Raw genomic sequence first — 15,800 nt, 5'->3', positions numbered from 1 at the left:
GCGGCAAGTCCGCCATCGCCGCTCAGCGTTCAAATCCCGCCGCGAAGATCCCCACCGCAATGCTGTGCGTGGCGCTGTTCGTGCCCGGTTGCAGCTCGGTCTGGCCTGCGCCGCCGAGCACGCTGGCGTTGAGCATCACCGGCATCTCGGGCACGGCGACTACGGTGGCGGTGATCGCGTAGTGCAGGGTGACGTCCAGCGGCACATCCACGTTCTGCGCGATCGGGCCGCTGCCGCTGGCGACGGCGCAGGGTTGCGCATCGCTGCGCGTACAGGTCCAGGCGAAGCCGGAGAGATTGGCCGGCTGCTGCACCGACAGCGCGGCCTGCAGCGCAGGATCCGGACCGGAATTGCTCACCCTGACGCGGTGCGTGGATGTGCTGCCGTTGCGCAGGAAGGTGTCGTCGCTGCTGATGACTACGGCCAGGTCCACGCCCGAGGCGACGCTGAGGGTGAAGGTCTGCGCGGCCGAGGTGTCGTTGCCGCCGTCGTCCGTGCCGCCGCTGTCCTGGGCGGCCACGCGGATCGCGGCGCTGCCGCCGCGGCCGCTGAGCACGTAGCCGAGGCGGCCGTCCAGGCCCAGCGTAACGGCGTCGACGATGTCATTGGGATCGCTCTCCACCGTGAGCGGCAGCGCGAGCAAGGTTTGTTCTGCCTCGTTGGCCGGGCCCGGACTGAACTGGCCGAGAAAGCCCGCCACGCTTTGCGCGCCGCTGCTGCCGGCGGGATGGCTGGGGCTGCTGCCCAGGCTGAAGCTCGGCGCATCGTTGACCGCGCGCACCGTGATATGCGCCGTGCCGCTGCTGCTGTCGACGCCGTCGCCGGCGCTGTAGCCGAAGCTCGCCGTGCCATAGGCGTCGGCCGGCGGCGTGTAGTCGAACCCGCCGTCCGCGCGCAGCACGACCTGGCCGCCGATGCCGCCGGCCTCGAACGCGGCGGGGACCACCTGCAGCGCGTCGCCATCGGCGTCGCTGTCGTTGCCGAGCACGCCGGCGGCCGCGGCGACGGCGAGGCTGCCGTCTTCGGCCAGCGCGTAGCTGTCGTCGGCCGCGACGGGGGCGCGGTTCACGCGGTGCGCGGCGCTGGCGCCGGCGGGAAGGAAATTCGCATCGCCGGCATAGCTGGCGCCCAGCGTGCGCGGGCCGGGCGTGCTCAGGACCAGCGAGCAGCTGACGGCGGGCGGCGCGATGGTGCAGCTGTCCACGTCGTCGCCGACCTGGATGCTGCCGCCGGGCGTGCCTGCTCCCGGCGCCGTGACACTCAATGTCGCCGCGACGCTGATGCTGTCGCCGGGATGGCTCCAGGCCGGCGCGCTCAGGCTGAGCTGGGTTTGCGCTTTGTCCACACTGTGGCTGGCGCTGCCGCTGGTGTCGGCGAACAGCCCGGGTGCGGCGGAAGTGAATGCGGCGGCCAGCGACACCGGACCGGCCTGGGTATTGCCGAACTCGCAGCTGCCGTTGCCGTCCACCAGGGTGATGCTGCAATTCTGCCCGTCGCTGCTGCTCAGCTGTACCGCGCCCGCCGGGCGGCCGACCTTGCCGCGCACCGCGACCTGTACCTGGTACGGCTGGCCGGTGACGCTGGGCGTGGTGCTGATCTGCGGCGATGTCTGCTGCACACCCTCGGCGATGAACAGCGTGGTGGCGCGATCCGTGTCGCCGCTGCCCTGGGTGAAGGCTTCGGTGCCGGCGACCACAGCGATGCCGTCGTCGCGCACGCGCACGCTGCCGGCCTGGTCGTTGAGCGTGCCCGGCGGGCCGTTGAACAGCTGCGACCATTGCTGGTTGCCGGCGGCATCGAACTTCACCACGCCGTAGTCGAAGCCGCCAAAGCCGATGGCGCTGCCCGCCGCGATCACGCCGCCGTCGGGATGCAGGGCCAGCGAACGGACCACATTGGAACCGGAGATGCCGGCATACGGCTGGTAGCCGCGCTGCCACAGGCGCTGGCCGCCGCTGCTGTACTTGACCACCAGGAAACGGTTGTCCGGGTCCCACACCGAGCCGCCCACATACAGATTGCCGGCGCTGTCGCGCACGATCGCCGTGCCGCTGTTGTGGTTGGGATTGATGGTCTGCGCCACCCATTGCTGCGCGCCGCTGGCGGCATCGTAGGCCACCGTCACCGCGTCGTAGAACGTGCCGACCTTGGAGGTGCCGGTGACCACGATGCTGTCGCCGTTGACGACGATGCCATTGGCCTGGTCCAGGCTGCCGCTGCCGTAGCGCGCGGCCCATTGCTGCACGCCGGCGGCGTCGAACTTGACCGTGGCGTAGTCGCTGCGGCTGGCCGAATCGCGCGAGGATCCGGTCAGGTAGACATTGCCTGCGGCGTCCACGGCCATGTCCTGGAATTCCTCGTTCAGGCCGGCCGGGCCGTTGTAGCGCGCGCTCCACAACTCGTTGCCGTTGCTGTCGTACTTCACCAGACCGTAGTCGAAATGATCGAAGCCGATGCCGCCGGTCTGGGAGCGGCCGGCCACGTAGATGTTGCCGGCGGCGTCGACTTTCAGCGCGCGCGGCTGCTGATACAGGCCGCCGCTCACCTGATAGCGCCGCTCCCACAGCTGGTTGCCGTCACGGTCGTACTTGAGGGTGATGAACTGGATGTAGTTGCTGCCGCTGACATAGACATTGCCGGCCGCATCCGTGCCCACGCCGTAGGGCAGCTCGCCGGGGTTGGCGGCCGGTGCCTGCGCTGCCGCCCAGGCCAGGCTGCCGTCGGGCAGATATTTGCTGGTCAGATAGCGCCAGTTGCCGGCTACGCGCTGCGAGGCGGCGACGTAGGTATTGCCCTGTGCATCGACGCTGAGCGCGTGCCTGGCGCGGTCCACGACGCCGTCGGCCAGGCGTACCGGCGCACCGGATGCGCCGCTGCGCGCGGTCACCACGATGGCCGGCGCGGCCAGTGCGGCGGCGCTGGAAAAGACAAGGGCGATACAGCCGGCGAGTGCGCGGAGCTTCATGGACAACCTGTGCGATCAGCGAGGACAGGAATGGCCCGGGCAGGTTGCCGGGGGCATGAAGATCACTAGCGGGAGGAAAGGACGGCGGCTATCGCGGCGCGCCCGCGCTCACTGCGGCGGCGCTGCCGCGGCCTGTGCCGCCGCGGCCTGCGCGGCGCAGGCCTGCTGCCAGCGCGCGAAATCGTCTGCCGTGCTGCTGCGCTGCGCCACGCTCTGTGCTTCTGCGCCGCGCAGCAGTACGGCCAGTTCGTCCGCGGCACCGGCCTGGCCGGTGCGGCAGCGCGCAAAGGCCAGCGCGACACGCTCGTAGGCGGTGCTGCGGCGGTCGCGTTGCGGCGCGCGGGCGCGCTCGGCCAGCACCGCGGCGAGTTCGTCCGCGGCCTCGCCATGGCGTTCCTGGGCGATCAGCCAGCGCGCCCGCGCGGCGCGCACGCCGGTCAGGCGGCGGCCGCCGCCGTTGCGTCTGGCTACGGCCAGTGCCTCGTCGAAGGCCGGGCCGGCTTCGTCGAGGCGGCCGGCATCGGTCAGCAGCAGGCCGTGGTCGTTGGCGAAGAGCAGCAGGTCCGGATGATTCTCGCCCATCCGGGCGCGGGCTTCGTCGCGCGCCTCGCGCAGCAGCGGCAGGGCCTGGTCGTAGCGGCCGCGCGCGCCGAGGACCTTGGCCTGCAGCCGGCGCAGGAACAGGTCGGTGCGGTAGTGCAGCGTATAGCCGGGATCCAGATGTTCGCGCGCACGGGCGATGCGCTGCTCGGCCTGGTCCACGCGGCCCAGCTGCAGATCCAGGCTGGCCGCATTGCCCAGGGTGGTGGAGAGTTCGTTGCCGCTCTGCGGCAGCTGGTTTTCCAGCGAGGCGATGGCGCGTGCGTAGTAGTCGCTGGCGCGGTCCACCTGGTCCAGCGAGGAGGCGTAGACCGCTGCTGCGCGGATCAGGCCGGCGTAGATGTCGCTGCCGGTGTCGCCCAGGCGCGCACGCCGGGCCAGCGCCCGCTCTATCCATTGCAGCGCCTCTTCGGCGCGGTCCTGGCCGTACAGCGCCATGGCGAGATAGCGCTGGTGCAGGGCGATATCGTCCTCGGGCAGCGGGGTGGCGGTCTCGAACAATGCGAGGGCACGCTCGAACTGGCGCGCGGCGCGGTCGCGCACGCCGATCTCGTAGTACACATGGCCTAGCGAGGCGACCACGGCGGCGCGGGTGGCGGGACTCTGGTCGGCTTCGGCTGTGGGATCTTCCAGGCGTGCGGCGGCGCGGTCGAGCAGACCCAGCGCGCTGACTTTTTCCGCGCGGATTTCCGCCGGCGAGGCCGACTGGTACACCGTGATGGTGAAATCGGCCAGTTCCGCCGCGCGGTCGCGTTCGCGCGCGACCGCGGCCAGCTGGCGGTTGATGCTGACCAGGTGATAGCTGACCAGGGCCAGCAGCGACGCCGCCGCCGCCAGCCAGGGCCAGCGCCGCCGCAGCCAGCGCCGCGCCGCGTAGCCGCGTTCGCCGCGGCGCGCCTGCACCGGCTCGCCGGCGAGGGCGCGGCCCAGGTCGGCGTTCCAGTCGTCCACGCTCAGGTAGCGTTCCTGCGGCCGCTTGCGCAGCGCGCGCAGGCAGATCGCATCCAGGTCGCGCGAAGGAATCGCGCGGCCCAGGCGTCTTGCGGCGACCGAAGGCGCCGGCGGCATCTCGTGCACGATGGCGTGCATCAGCGCCGCGGCGCCGGCGTCCGCGTGCGGCGGCTCGCCGGCGATCAGTTCGTACATCAGGCAGCCCAGCGCGTGGATGTCGCAGGCGATGGCCGAGCGTTCGCCCAGGATCTGCTCGGGCGCGGCATAGCGCAGGGTCAGCGGCGCTGGGCTGCCGGCCGTTGTCGCGGTGCTGTCGCCGTCCAGCACGGCGGCGATGCCGAAATCCAGCAGGCGCGGCTCGCCCTGGCCGTCCACAAGAATATTTGCCGGCTTGATGTCGCGGTGCACGACCAGCTGGCGGTGCGCATGCGCCACCGCGTCGCCGAGCTTGCGCAGCAGCACCAGGCGCGCGCGCAGGTCCAGCGCGTGGGTTTCGCAGTAGCGCGTGATGGGTTGGCCGTCGACGAACCAGGTGGCCAGGAAGGGACGGCCGTGTTCGTCGTGGCCGCCGTCGATCAGGCGGGCGATATGCGGATGATCCAGCGAGGCGAGGATCTGCCGCTCGCGCAGGAAGCGGCGCTCGTCGGCGGCGTTCCAGCTCTCGCGGTAGATCTGCTTGATCGCGACCTGGCCGCGGAAACCGCCGTCGTCGCGCTCGCCCAGCCAGACCCGGCCCATGCCGCCGCGGCCGATCTCGCGGATCACCCGGTAGCGCGGAAAGCGCGGCACGGCTTCGGCCGGCGCCGCGTCCAGGCTGGCCAGGTTGTGCCCCGATGCCTGGAACAGGCGGCGCAGTTCCCGGGCGAGTTCGGGATCGGTCTGGGTGATGGCCTCCAGGGCTGCCTCCCGGTCGGCGCCGGCCAGCTCGCTGAGCCGTTCGAACTCGGCCTTGGCGCGGGCGTAGTGCGCGCGCTCAGTCATGCCCCATACCTGTTCCTCGCAGCGGCCGCCGGGCCGGCATTTGCCAAGGCCGGCATGGTAGCCCGGCCGGCCGCCGCGGTGCCTTACTGCGGGTAGCTCACCAGCTGCTTGCCGGCGATGTTCCACGCGCCCTGTTCGTCGCGGCTCAGGAACACGGCGCCGCGGGCGGTCCAGTCCACGCCGTCCCTGGCGTTGACCAGCAGAATGGCTTCCTGGCCGCGCAGCCAGCCGCCTTCGACCTTCACATCGTGCAGGAAGCGTGCGGACTGGGTGCGCAGCTTGGCCTGGCGTTCGGCCCGGGGCACCGGCTTGCCTTCGTAATCCTTGTCCGCCAGCACCATCGCGGCAAAGCCGTCGCCGGACTTCACCGCGGCATCCGGATCGTTTGCCAGCACGGCCGCATGCAGTGCCGCACTGCTGCGCACCAGGTGCTGGCCGGGCTCGCCGCCATCGGCGGGCAGGGCGGTGGCGGAATCCTTCCAGTCGGTGCGGCGTTCGCCGGCGGCGGAATCGTAGATGCCGGCGGCGAGCATCTGCTCCAGCAGCTGCTGGTTGGTGGTGGCGCGCAGCTCGGTCAGCTTGGCCGCGGTATAGCGCTGTGCGACCAGGCGGTACTTGCCGTCGACTTTCGCGTAGGGCATCTGCATCTTGCCGCTGCTCTTGCCGTCGGCCTCCCGGGATTGCAGCAGGATCAGGCCCTCGGCCGTATACGGACTTTCCAGTCCCTGGTCGGCCAGGCGCGCCAGGCTCTGCTTGAAATCCTCGTCCAGCGGCGTGACGCTGGCCGTGCAGACCGTGCCCTCCGCGGCGCATTCGCGCACCTGGTCCAGGAAGAAGAAACGCAGGTCGGCGGGCATCTGCTCGAAATGGGCCAGCTTCAGCGCACCCTCCATGTCCCCCTCCTCGAAGGTGGACTGCACTTCCTTGGCCAGGGTTTCGGGACTGCCGCCGCAGGCATGCAGCAGCGGAAGGCAGGCGAGCAGCAGGGCGAGGCGATGGCGCGGCATGGGAGTGCTCCGTGGGTTGGATGACAGCTGTCTCCACGCAGGAACGAAGCGGGGTGGGTCAGGCGTACATGAGCCGCCGGCCGCTAGGCTGTGCGCCGGAGCCGGGGGCAGAAACGCCCTGTGGCCAAGTCATGCGAATCTTGAACGCCTGCTCGCCGACGAGCGCGTCGATCTGCCGGAAGCGGTGGTGGTGGATGTAGGCCGTATCCAGGGCCGCGGCTGGGCCTGCGTTGAATTGAACGCGGCCTGGGGCGCGGGGCTGTTTGCCTTGCAGTGGGGGTCGCGGCCAGGTCATGACGATCCGCGGCAGGTTGCTTGGGCGATTCGTACGATTGCCGCGGCCATGCCGCGCAAGCACCACTGCCGCGCCGGCTTTGTGGCAGGCTAGGCCACTTTCCGCGGGAAGCCTGCCGTGACCGAACCGCCCAAGCCGCCAGCGCAGGGACTGACCACGACGCAGCGCCTGCGCTCCATCTTCAGCGGTTCGGTGGGCAATCTGGTCGAGTGGTACGACTGGTACGTGTATACCGCCTTCGCGCTGTATTTCGCGCCGGTATTCTTTCCGTCCGGCGACCAGACGGCGCAGTTGCTCAATACCGCGGCGGTGTTCGCCGTGGGATTCCTGATGCGGCCGCTGGGCGGCCTGCTGCTGGGCCAGTACGCCGACCGGCATGGGCGCAAGGCCGCGCTGGTGCTGTCGGTGCTGCTGATGTGCGGCGGTTCGCTGCTGATCGCGCTGACCCCGGGCTATGCCCAGATCGGCGTGGCCGCGCCGGTGCTGCTGCTGTTCGCACGGCTGCTGCAGGGCTTGAGCGTGGGCGGCGAATACGGCGCCTCGGCCACATATCTCAGCGAGATGGCCAGCCGCGAGCACCGCGGCTTCTGGTCCAGTTTCCAGTACGTCACCCTCATCATGGGCCAGCTGCTTGCGCTGGCGGTGCTGATCCTGCTCCAGCGCGTGCTGCTGACGCCGCAACAGCTGCATGACTGGGGCTGGCGCATCCCGTTCGGGATCGGCGCGCTGGCCGCGCTGGTGTCGCTGTACCTGCGCCGCAGCATGCGCGAGACCGAATCGTTCCAGGGCCAGTCCGCGGCGCGCCGTTCGCGCCGCCAGATCCAGGAACTGCTGCGCCATCCGCGCGAGCTGCTGACCGTGGTCGGGCTGACCCTGGGCGGTACGCTGGCCTTCTACACTTTCACCACCTACATGCAGAAATACCTGGTGGTCAGCGCCGGCATGAGCAAGGACGACGCGACCGCGGTCTCGGCTGCGGCGCTGTTCGTATTCATGCTGCTGCAGCCGCTGGTGGGCGCGCTGTCGGACCGGATCGGCCGGCGCCCGCTGCTGATCGGCTTCGGCGTGCTGGGTACCCTGGGCACGGTGCCGCTGTTCGCCGCGCTGGAGGCCGGCGTCACGCCGCTGCAGGCGTTCGGCCTGATCGTGCTCGCGCTGGCCGCGGTCAGCGGCTATACGGCGATCAACGCCGTGGTCAAGGCCGAGCTGTTCCCGGTCGAGGTGCGCGCGCTGGGCGTGGGCCTGCCTTATGCGCTGACCGTGTCGCTGTTCGGCGGCACGGCGGAATACCTGGCGCTGTGGTTCAGGAGCCAGGGCCTGGAAGCGGGTTTCTACTGGTACGTGACCGCCTGCATCGGCGTGTCGCTGCTGGTCTATGTGTTCACGGCGGACACGCGCCGCACCTCGCGCATAGACCGCGACCCGGCCGGGGGGCCGGGTTGAGGCCGGCAGCCCTGCGCTAGGCCGTCGCGCAGCCCGGCGGTACCCGCCGTGGAGACGTGACGGCTGCCGCAGTGTTCGGGCGGCATAAGCTTAGACGTTCATTCGCCATCACGGTAAGCTAACGAAGTTTGAACAAATCGGAGGAGTGGGGTCATGGGGAAATCACGTTTGTGGACTGCGCTGTGGGCCGCCGGGGCCTTTGGCTGCGTGACGGCACTGGTGCCGGCGCAGCTGCTGGCGGCTGAAACGGCGGAAGCCGAAGCCGCGCAGGACGGTGCCGCCAAGAGCGACACGCAGGAGCTGGAAACCATCTCGGTAGTCGGTTCGCGCCGCTACGGCCGTTCCTCGGAAGTGGAGACGCCGGTCGCGGTCGACATCATTCCCATGGACAAGATCGCCGAGCAGGGCGCCCAGTTCGACCTGGCGCAGTCGCTGCAGTACATCGCGCCTTCGTTCAATTCCACCCGCCAGACCGGCGCGGACAATGCCGACCTGGTCGATTCGGCCATGCTGCGCGGCCTGGGTTCGGACCAGACCCTGGTCCTGCTCAACGGCAAGCGCCAGCACCAGGCCGCCATCGTCAACATTTTCGGTGCGCGCAACCGCGGCAATACCGGCACCGATTTCAACACCATCCCGCTGCTGGCGATCGAGCGCGTGGAAGTGCTGCGCGACGGCGCGGCGGCGCAGTACGGTTCGGACGCCATCGCCGGCGTTATCAACGTCGCGCTGAAGAAGACGCCGGGCTGCGAGAGCGTGCTGGGCTTCGGCCAGTATTCCCGCGGCGACGGCGAGAACACGCTGGCCTCGGCCTATTGCGGCTTCGAGCTGGCCAACGGCGGCGCCATCGCGCTGACCGGCGAATGGCTCAAGCGCGGCCGTTCCGACCGTTCCGTCGGCCCGCGCACCATCGGCGACACCAAGACCGACAACCGCACGATTTTCCTCAACGGCGAGATCCCGCTCGGCGACGCCGCGCATTTCTACTTCAGCGGCGGCTACCAGGACCGCTACGCCTCCTCCGGCGCCTTCGCCCGCGGCGGCATCGGCAGCGACGACATCCCTTCGCGCAACTCTGCGGCAATGTATCCGAATGGATTCGTTCCCTACATCAACGGCGACCTGGAAGACCGCACCCTGATCGCCGGCGTGTGGGCCGAACTCGGCGGCTGGCGCGCCGACATCTCGCAGACCTACGGCTACAACGAGCTGCTGAACAACATCAGCAATACGATCAACGCCTCGCAGGCCAACCAGGATCTGCTCAACGGCGGCCCGGGCCGCGGCGCGAGCAAGTTCGACGCCGGCGGCTACGCCTTCACCCAGTACACCACCAACCTGGATTTCTCGCGCTATCTGGACAATGTGCTGGCCGGCACCAACGTCGCGTTCGGCCTGGAGCGCCGCCGCGAGAACTACGAGATCTTCGCCGGCGAACGCGGCTCCTGGGACGACTATGACGGCCCCGGCGGCGGCAATGCCGGCAGCCAGGGCTATCCCGGCTTCCAGCCCAACGACGAGACGGATTCCAGCCGCACCAGCTGGGCCGCCTACGCTGACTTTGAACTCAACTGGACCGACCGCTTCATGACCGGCGCGGCGCTGCGCTTCGAGGACTACAGCGACTTCGGCCAGACCACGACCGGCAAGCTGACCTCCTCGTTCAAGGCTACCGACACCTTCCTGCTGCGCGGCTCGGCCAGCACCGGCTTCCGCGCACCCTCGCTGCAGCAGCGCGATTTCCAGTCCACCTATACGGAATTCGTCGGCGGCGATCCGCTGGACATCCTGCTCGCGCGCAACGACAGCGTCTATGCCCGCACCGCCGGCATCGAATCGCTGCGCGAGGAAGAGGCGACCAGCTTCACCCTGGGCTTTGCCTGGAATCCGCTAGAAAACCTCACCGTCACGCTGGACGGCTACCGCATCGACATCGACGACCGCGTCGTGCTGTCGGGCCAGTTCGCCGCGGACAGCGAGGCGATCAGCGACGAGCTGCGCGAGCTGCTGGTCCAGCGCGGCGTGGGCGCGGCGGCGTTCTTCGTGAACGCCGTGGATACGCGCACCACCGGCATCGATCTCACCATTTCCCACAGCACCGAAGTGGGCGACGGCGAACTGAGCACGTATTTCGCGCTCAACCACGGCAAGACCGAGATCACCCAGGTCAACGTGCCGGGACCGCTGTCCGGCCCGGGCGGTCCGGAGACCTTCCTGTCCGACCGCGAACGCCGCTTCATCGAAGACGGCGCACCCAGCACCAAGGCGACGCTGGCCTTCGACTACTCGTTCGGCAAGTGGGACACGATGTTCAAGATCATCCACTTCGGCTCGCAGACGCTGGGTTCGTTCTCCGGTCCGCCGGTGTTCCTGAACTACGGCGCCAAGACCTCGGCCGACGCCAGCGTGAGCTACGCCTTCAACGACAACGTCAAGCTCACCGTCGGCGCGGCGAATATCTTCGACCAGTTCCCGGACAAGCAGAATCCGGACGAGACCGATAACGGCCACCTGTTCGACAGCGTGCAGTTCGGCCTGAACGGCACTTCGTACTTCGCACGTCTCGCGATGAAGTTCTGACCGGCTGCGGCCGCGGCTTTGCAACCGACCCGCGCCGGTTCCGGCGCGGGTTTTCTTTTGCCGAAAAACCACGGCGTCGTGTGGCGAATGCACGCGACGCGCATGCCGCGGACGGGAATTCTGCGTTGCGTTCACACAGGAACCGCAGCTGCCGGCCGCAGTGCGGCGCTGCGCCGGCCGCCTGGCGGCCGGTCGGAACCGGCGCGGACGCTCGAGAAATCTTCCGTCGGCGCGGCCGTTGCCTGGGCGGAACGCTTGCGTGCCTATAATCCAGACTCACCACGGCGGAGAAAAGTGATGGCCAGTACGTCCGAGACTCGCTGCAACCCCGCACTGCGCCGCGGCGCGGGCATTGCCGCCGCCGTGCTGCTGGCGCTGCTGGCCGGCCAGGCCGGTGCCGATACGCCGCCGCGCAAAGGCAGGACCATGGCCGAGGTGCTGGCCGCGAGCAAGCCGTCGGACTGGCGCCGGCTGGATCCGGACAACAGCGTGTACCTGGATTTCGCCGCCGGCCGCGTCATCATCGAACTGGCGCCGCAGTACGCGCCGCAGCACGTGGCCAACATCCGCACCCTGCTGCGCCAGCACTATTTCGACGGCCTGGCCATACTGCGCGTGCACGACAACTACGTGGTGCAGTGGGGCGATCCCGAATCCGGCGACAAGGACAAAGCCAAGCCCTTCGGCGAAGCCAGGCGCTCATTGCCCGGCGAGTTCTCCCAGGCCATCGCCAAACAGCCCTTCGTGGCGCTGCCCGACGGCGATGTCTACGCGCCCCAGGTGGGTTGGAGCGGCGGCTTCCCGGCCGCGCGCGACGAAAAGGCCGGCCGCACCTGGCTGGCGCACTGCTATGGCATGGTCGGCGCAGGCCGCGACAACGCCGCCGACAGCGGCAACGGCAGCGAGCTGTACGTGGTGCTGGGCCATTCGCCGCGCCATCTGGACCGCAACGTGACCCTGGTCGGCCGCGTGGTGCAGGGCATGGAACTGCTGTCCGCACTGCCGCGCGGCGGCGGCGCGCTGGGCTTCTACGACAAGCCCGAACAGCGCATCCCGCTCAAGACCGTACGCCTGGGCAGCGAACTGCCGCCCGACGAGCGCAGCAAGCTGGAACTGCTGCGCACCGATACCGACACCTTCACCGCCCTGGTCGAGACCCGCCGCAACCGCACCGACGACTGGTATCTGCAGCCGGCCGGCAAAGTGGAAGTGTGCAATGTGCCGCTGCCGGTGAGGCTGCCCTGAGATTGCAGGCCGGCGCAGGGCCTTGCTGCCTGCGCCGCCTGGCTGCCGGCGACGCGCTGGGCTGATACGGCGCGACGCCGGTTGCAGCTGGTCCGCGCCGCAGCCGGCCGTATCCGAACCTTTTCCCGGTCAGAACACCAGATCGAACTCCACCCGCCGGTTCCTGGCGCGCTGTTCCTCGGTGTCGTTGGCGTCGATCGGCCGGTCCGCGCCGGCGCCGGTCACAGCGACGAAAAGGGCCGGGCTTGCACCTTTTGCCACCAGCCAGTCGCGTACTGCCTGGGCGCGGCGCAGGGAAAGCGCGGCGCAGTCGCTGCCGCTGCATTCCTCGGTGTCGGTGTGTCCGGATATTGTGTATTTGTAATCTTTGTATTTTGCGGTGGCGTCCAGCAGGGCCGTCAGTGCCTGCAGCTGCTCGGCGTCGGCGATGGCGGATTCCAGCGGCTGCTTTTCCGCCGGTGCACGGCGCTTGAAGGCGACGCCACGGATGTCGATGCTGAACCCGGGTGCGCAGCCGTCGTCTTCCCGCCGCGTTTCCTGTGCCGCGGGAAATGCCATCAATAGCAGCAGAAGCGATGTGGTCACGATTTCCTTCATTGCGTGTTCCCGGTGAACTCAGGCCACCGCCGCACTAGATCCATGCTTCTCGCGATCCATGTTTGCGGCATCGCCGCCCAGCAGTCTACCCAGTTCGCGCAGCGGCATGGGCTTGCGCACCCACTGGATGTTCCACTCCGGCGGCGTGCGGTCGTGCGGGCCGTCCGGCGGCGAGGCGCTGTGGATCAGGCAGCGCGGCGGTGCGGCCGGAGCGCATTCGGCGCGCAGGCGGCGGATCAGGTCGACGCCGTTCTCGCGGTCCAGGTGCAGGTCGACCAGCAAAGTCTCCGGGTGGAACTCGCGCCAGATCGCCAGGGCCTCGTCTATGCCGGCGGCGACGCGGTGTTCCAGGCTCAGCGCGTCCAGCTGGGCGCTGAGCAGTTCGCGGATGGCGGGGTCGTCGTCCACCAGCAGCACGCGGCCGCGGCGCGCGGCGATCACCGGCGCGGCCGGCCGCGGCGCGGCGGCCAGGTGCAGGTTGAAGGCGAAGCGGCTGCCTATGCCGGGCTCGGTCTCGATCTGCAGCTGGCCGCCCATGACCTGGATCAGCTGGTTGGCAATGGACAGGCCCAGCCCGGTGCCGCGGCGGGTGCGGCCGTCGCCGCGTTCAAACGGCTGCAGCAGGCGTTCCACCTCGTGCGCGGCGATGCCGGGGCCGGAGTCGCTGATGCGGAAGCGCACCCATTCGCCGGCCAGGGCGACGGCTTCCAGACGCACTTCGCCCTGGCTGGTGAACTTGACCGCGTTGCCGAGCAGGTTGACCAGCACCTGCTGCAGACGCGCAGCATCGCCGCAGACCAGGCGCGGCAGCTCCGGATCGGCCTGCAGCACCAGGCGCAGCGGACGCCCGGCCAGCTCGGCGTGGAACAGGCCGGCGACCTGGGCCAGCAGGGCGGGCAGGTCGAAGGCTTCCTGGCGCAGGTTCATGCGGTCCAGCGCGAGCTGGGCGTGGTCGAGATAGTCCTCGGCCGTGCGCACCAGCTCGATCGAGGTGGCGCGGGCGGTTTCCAGCAGGCCGCGCGCACGGCGGTCGTTGATGCGGTGCAGGGCCATGTCGATCAGGCCGCTGATTGCGGCCATGGGGTTGCGCACCTCGTGCGCGGCCATGGCGAGCATGTCGGCGCGGGTGCGGTTGACCTGCTCCAGTGCGGCGTTGAGGCGGGCCAGCCAGCGCAGCCGCAACGCAATCAGCGCGGCCAGCAGCACGCCCACGCAGAGCGCGGCGACCAGGGCCAGGGCGTAGAAGCGGGCGCGGGTGCGTTCGCCGGCCTTGTCCGCCTCGGCCGCGCGCAGCAGCGCGGTCTGCAGTTCGGCGGCCTGGCGCAGGGCGCGGATCTCGCTTTCGCGCGCCTGGGCGCCGTAGTGGGCATCCAGCTCGGCCACGGCGCGCTCGACTTCGCGGCTGGACAGGCGCGCATTGAGTTCGATCAGCTCGCGCGTGGCGGCCAGCGCCAGCGCCAGGCGGCCGCTGTGCTCGGCGATCTGCGCCTGGCTGGCGAGCAGCTGCGCCTGCAGGCGGCCCAGTTCCAGCCGGCGCGCGGTGGCCAGGGCGGTGTCGATCTCCTTGAGCGCCTCGCGCGGCTGGCCCAGCGCAGCCAGCGCCTTGGCCACGTTCTGGCGCGAGGAAACGGAGTGCTGGATCTTGCCGTTGGCCAGCTCATAGGCCAGCGCGCTGCGCGAGGCGGCCAGCGCCAGCGCCGGCTTGCCCAGGGCCAACTGCAGCCCGGCGATGTTGTCGTCCATCATGGCGATGCCGCCGCGGCTGCCCAGGGCGACGTAGCGTGCGCGCGCGGATTCGGCGAAGGGCAGCGCGCGCGCGGCCGCGCCGGTGGCGTACAGCGCCCATTGCATCAGGTTGTCGGTCTTGGCGCGCTCGTATTCGTCCAGCACGCCCGCTGCGGCGTGGGCGCGCTCGCAGTAGCGCAGCGCGGTGCCGCTGCGGCTGGCGCTGAGCAGGGCGTGGCAGCTTTCCAGGTCGGCCAGCGCGCTCCAGTACGGCTGGTCGAGATTGCGCAGCGTCGCGGTGGCGGAATTGGCCAGGGCCAAACCGGCCTCAACGTCGTTGCTTTCCAGGCGCAGTCCCGCGCGCAGCAGGTCGGCCAGCGCGGCCGCGGCCGGACGCTGGCCTTCGCGCCCCAGCGCATCCAGCTCGGCCGCAATGCGCTGTGCCTGCTCCGGCGCGACCAGCACCGCCGCCGTGGCCATGTCGCGCAGCAATTGCTCGCGCGCGGCCGGGCTCAGGTTCCCCTGCGCCAGCAGCGCGTCGCCGCGCTGCAGCGCCTCGCGCGGCGCATCCAGCATGGCCGGGCGCAGGCTGACGGCCGGGCCGGCGCTCAGTCCGGCGGACAGCAGCAGGCAGCACAGGCCGGCTAGCACCGGCGAGCCTGTAGCGGCGGCAGTGGAGCGGTCATGGCAGTTGCATCCGCAGCGGATGGGACAAGGCGATTTTGCACACAGGGCGGGGCGGGGGACAAACGGGAGAAGCGAGGGTTGCGGATTTGCGATTCGGGATCGGGTTCAGAAGCTGGGTATGGGGCTTGGAGGCTGGGGATGAACTCGGAGGGCTGGAGGCGGGGTTTGGTGTGCGGATGCCGAGCCGGGTCAGGGATTCGGTTTCAAGTCACGCCCTCGGGCCGGCTTTCGTCCCAGGCCGGATGAGGCTGGTGCGGGGCGAATCGGCGTGTGGGTGGGAATGACTGTTGAGGACGGATGAGGGGGCTGTCGCCCCCGGGTAGCGATGTGCTTGGACGGCGGTTTGGCGGTTGCGGCCGTCGGAAAGCGTGCTGGCAGGAGCGTGAAGCAGTGCGCTGGCGGTGTTGCCGGTCATGTGGCGCAAGGTCAGGTGCGAGGCGTGTGAAGATCAGGCCTGGCACTCGATGTGTGCGGGGAGAGGGTTGGGTGAGGGGGCGGCGCTTCAGTCGCGAGAGATTCCGGTTTTTGCCGGTTCTTCACCTGTTGAGGACTTTCGCGAAAATTCGATGGCGAGGCGCGTTGGTCGTTGCCCCCTCACCCCAGCCCTTATGTCTCGCCGCCCCCGTACTCTAGGCGTCGAGAGCCGGCATGCGCGCCCGTAAAGCCCCTGGTGAGCAACCGAGGGAGAGCCTGGAGCCGCATGCCGGAACTCACGAAGCGCCCG

At 69.7% G+C, this 15,800-nt stretch carries 9 protein-coding genes; 4 read left to right on the top strand and 5 right to left on the bottom strand.

What is annotated here, in order from left to right:
* Positions 1 to 22: 22 nt before the first annotated feature.
* The 3 genes from NM961_RS18415 to NM961_RS18405 form a co-directional block, all read right to left on the bottom strand.
* Entirely contained in the window at positions 23 to 2,965 is a 2,943-nt protein-coding gene (locus NM961_RS18415; protein ID WP_255915881.1) for a cadherin-like domain-containing protein, read from the bottom strand.
* A gap of 108 nt (positions 2,966 to 3,073) precedes the next feature.
* The gene (locus NM961_RS18410; RefSeq protein ID WP_255915880.1) at positions 3,074 to 5,497 is read right to left on the bottom strand and encodes a serine/threonine-protein kinase; all 2,424 of its coding nucleotides are present in this window, start codon (positions 5,495 to 5,497) and stop codon (positions 3,074 to 3,076) included.
* Positions 5,498 to 5,580: 83 nt separating this feature from the next.
* A complete protein-coding gene (locus NM961_RS18405; protein WP_255915879.1) occupies positions 5,581 to 6,504 on the bottom strand; it encodes a hypothetical protein in 924 nt (307 codons plus the stop codon).
* Here NM961_RS18405 and NM961_RS24300 point away from each other — a divergent pair.
* The 4 genes from NM961_RS24300 to NM961_RS18390 all read left to right on the top strand — a co-directional run bounded on the left by NM961_RS24300 (position 6,389) and on the right by NM961_RS18390 (position 12,067).
* Entirely contained in the window at positions 6,389 to 6,892 is a 504-nt protein-coding gene (locus NM961_RS24300; RefSeq protein WP_369334897.1) for an ATP-grasp domain-containing protein, read from the top strand. The genes NM961_RS18405 and NM961_RS24300 overlap by 116 nt on opposite strands.
* A 24-nt stretch (positions 6,893 to 6,916) precedes the next feature.
* On the top strand, positions 6,917 to 8,242 hold the full coding sequence (locus NM961_RS18400) for an MFS transporter (protein WP_255915878.1): 1,326 nt from the start codon (positions 6,917 to 6,919) through the stop codon (positions 8,240 to 8,242).
* A 153-nt stretch (positions 8,243 to 8,395) separates the two neighbouring features.
* A complete protein-coding gene (locus tag NM961_RS18395; protein WP_255915877.1) occupies positions 8,396 to 10,822 on the top strand; it encodes a TonB-dependent receptor plug domain-containing protein in 2,427 nt (808 codons plus the stop codon).
* Positions 10,823 to 11,119: 297 nt separating this feature from the next.
* Positions 11,120 to 12,067: a peptidylprolyl isomerase gene (locus tag NM961_RS18390; RefSeq protein ID WP_255915876.1), complete on the top strand. Its 948-nt coding sequence runs from the start codon at positions 11,120 to 11,122 to the stop codon at positions 12,065 to 12,067.
* A gap of 129 nt (positions 12,068 to 12,196) precedes the next feature.
* On the opposite strand, the gene NM961_RS18385 is transcribed toward NM961_RS18390, so the two are convergent.
* Complete coding sequence (locus NM961_RS18385) at positions 12,197 to 12,664, bottom strand: OmpA family protein (protein ID WP_255915875.1); 468 nt, start codon at positions 12,662 to 12,664, stop codon at positions 12,197 to 12,199.
* A gap of 18 nt (positions 12,665 to 12,682) precedes the next feature.
* Positions 12,683 to 15,040, bottom strand: coding sequence for an ATP-binding protein (locus NM961_RS24210; RefSeq protein WP_255915874.1), 2,358 nt, complete (start codon positions 15,038 to 15,040; stop codon positions 12,683 to 12,685).
* Positions 15,041 to 15,800: the final 760 nt, after the last annotated feature.

The organism is Tahibacter harae (assembly GCF_024437735.1).
Taxonomy (GTDB): Bacteria; Pseudomonadota; Gammaproteobacteria; order Xanthomonadales; family Rhodanobacteraceae; genus Tahibacter; species Tahibacter harae.
Note: the sequence above shows the minus strand (reverse complement) of the source record. Positions and strands in the feature narration are given on the sequence as shown.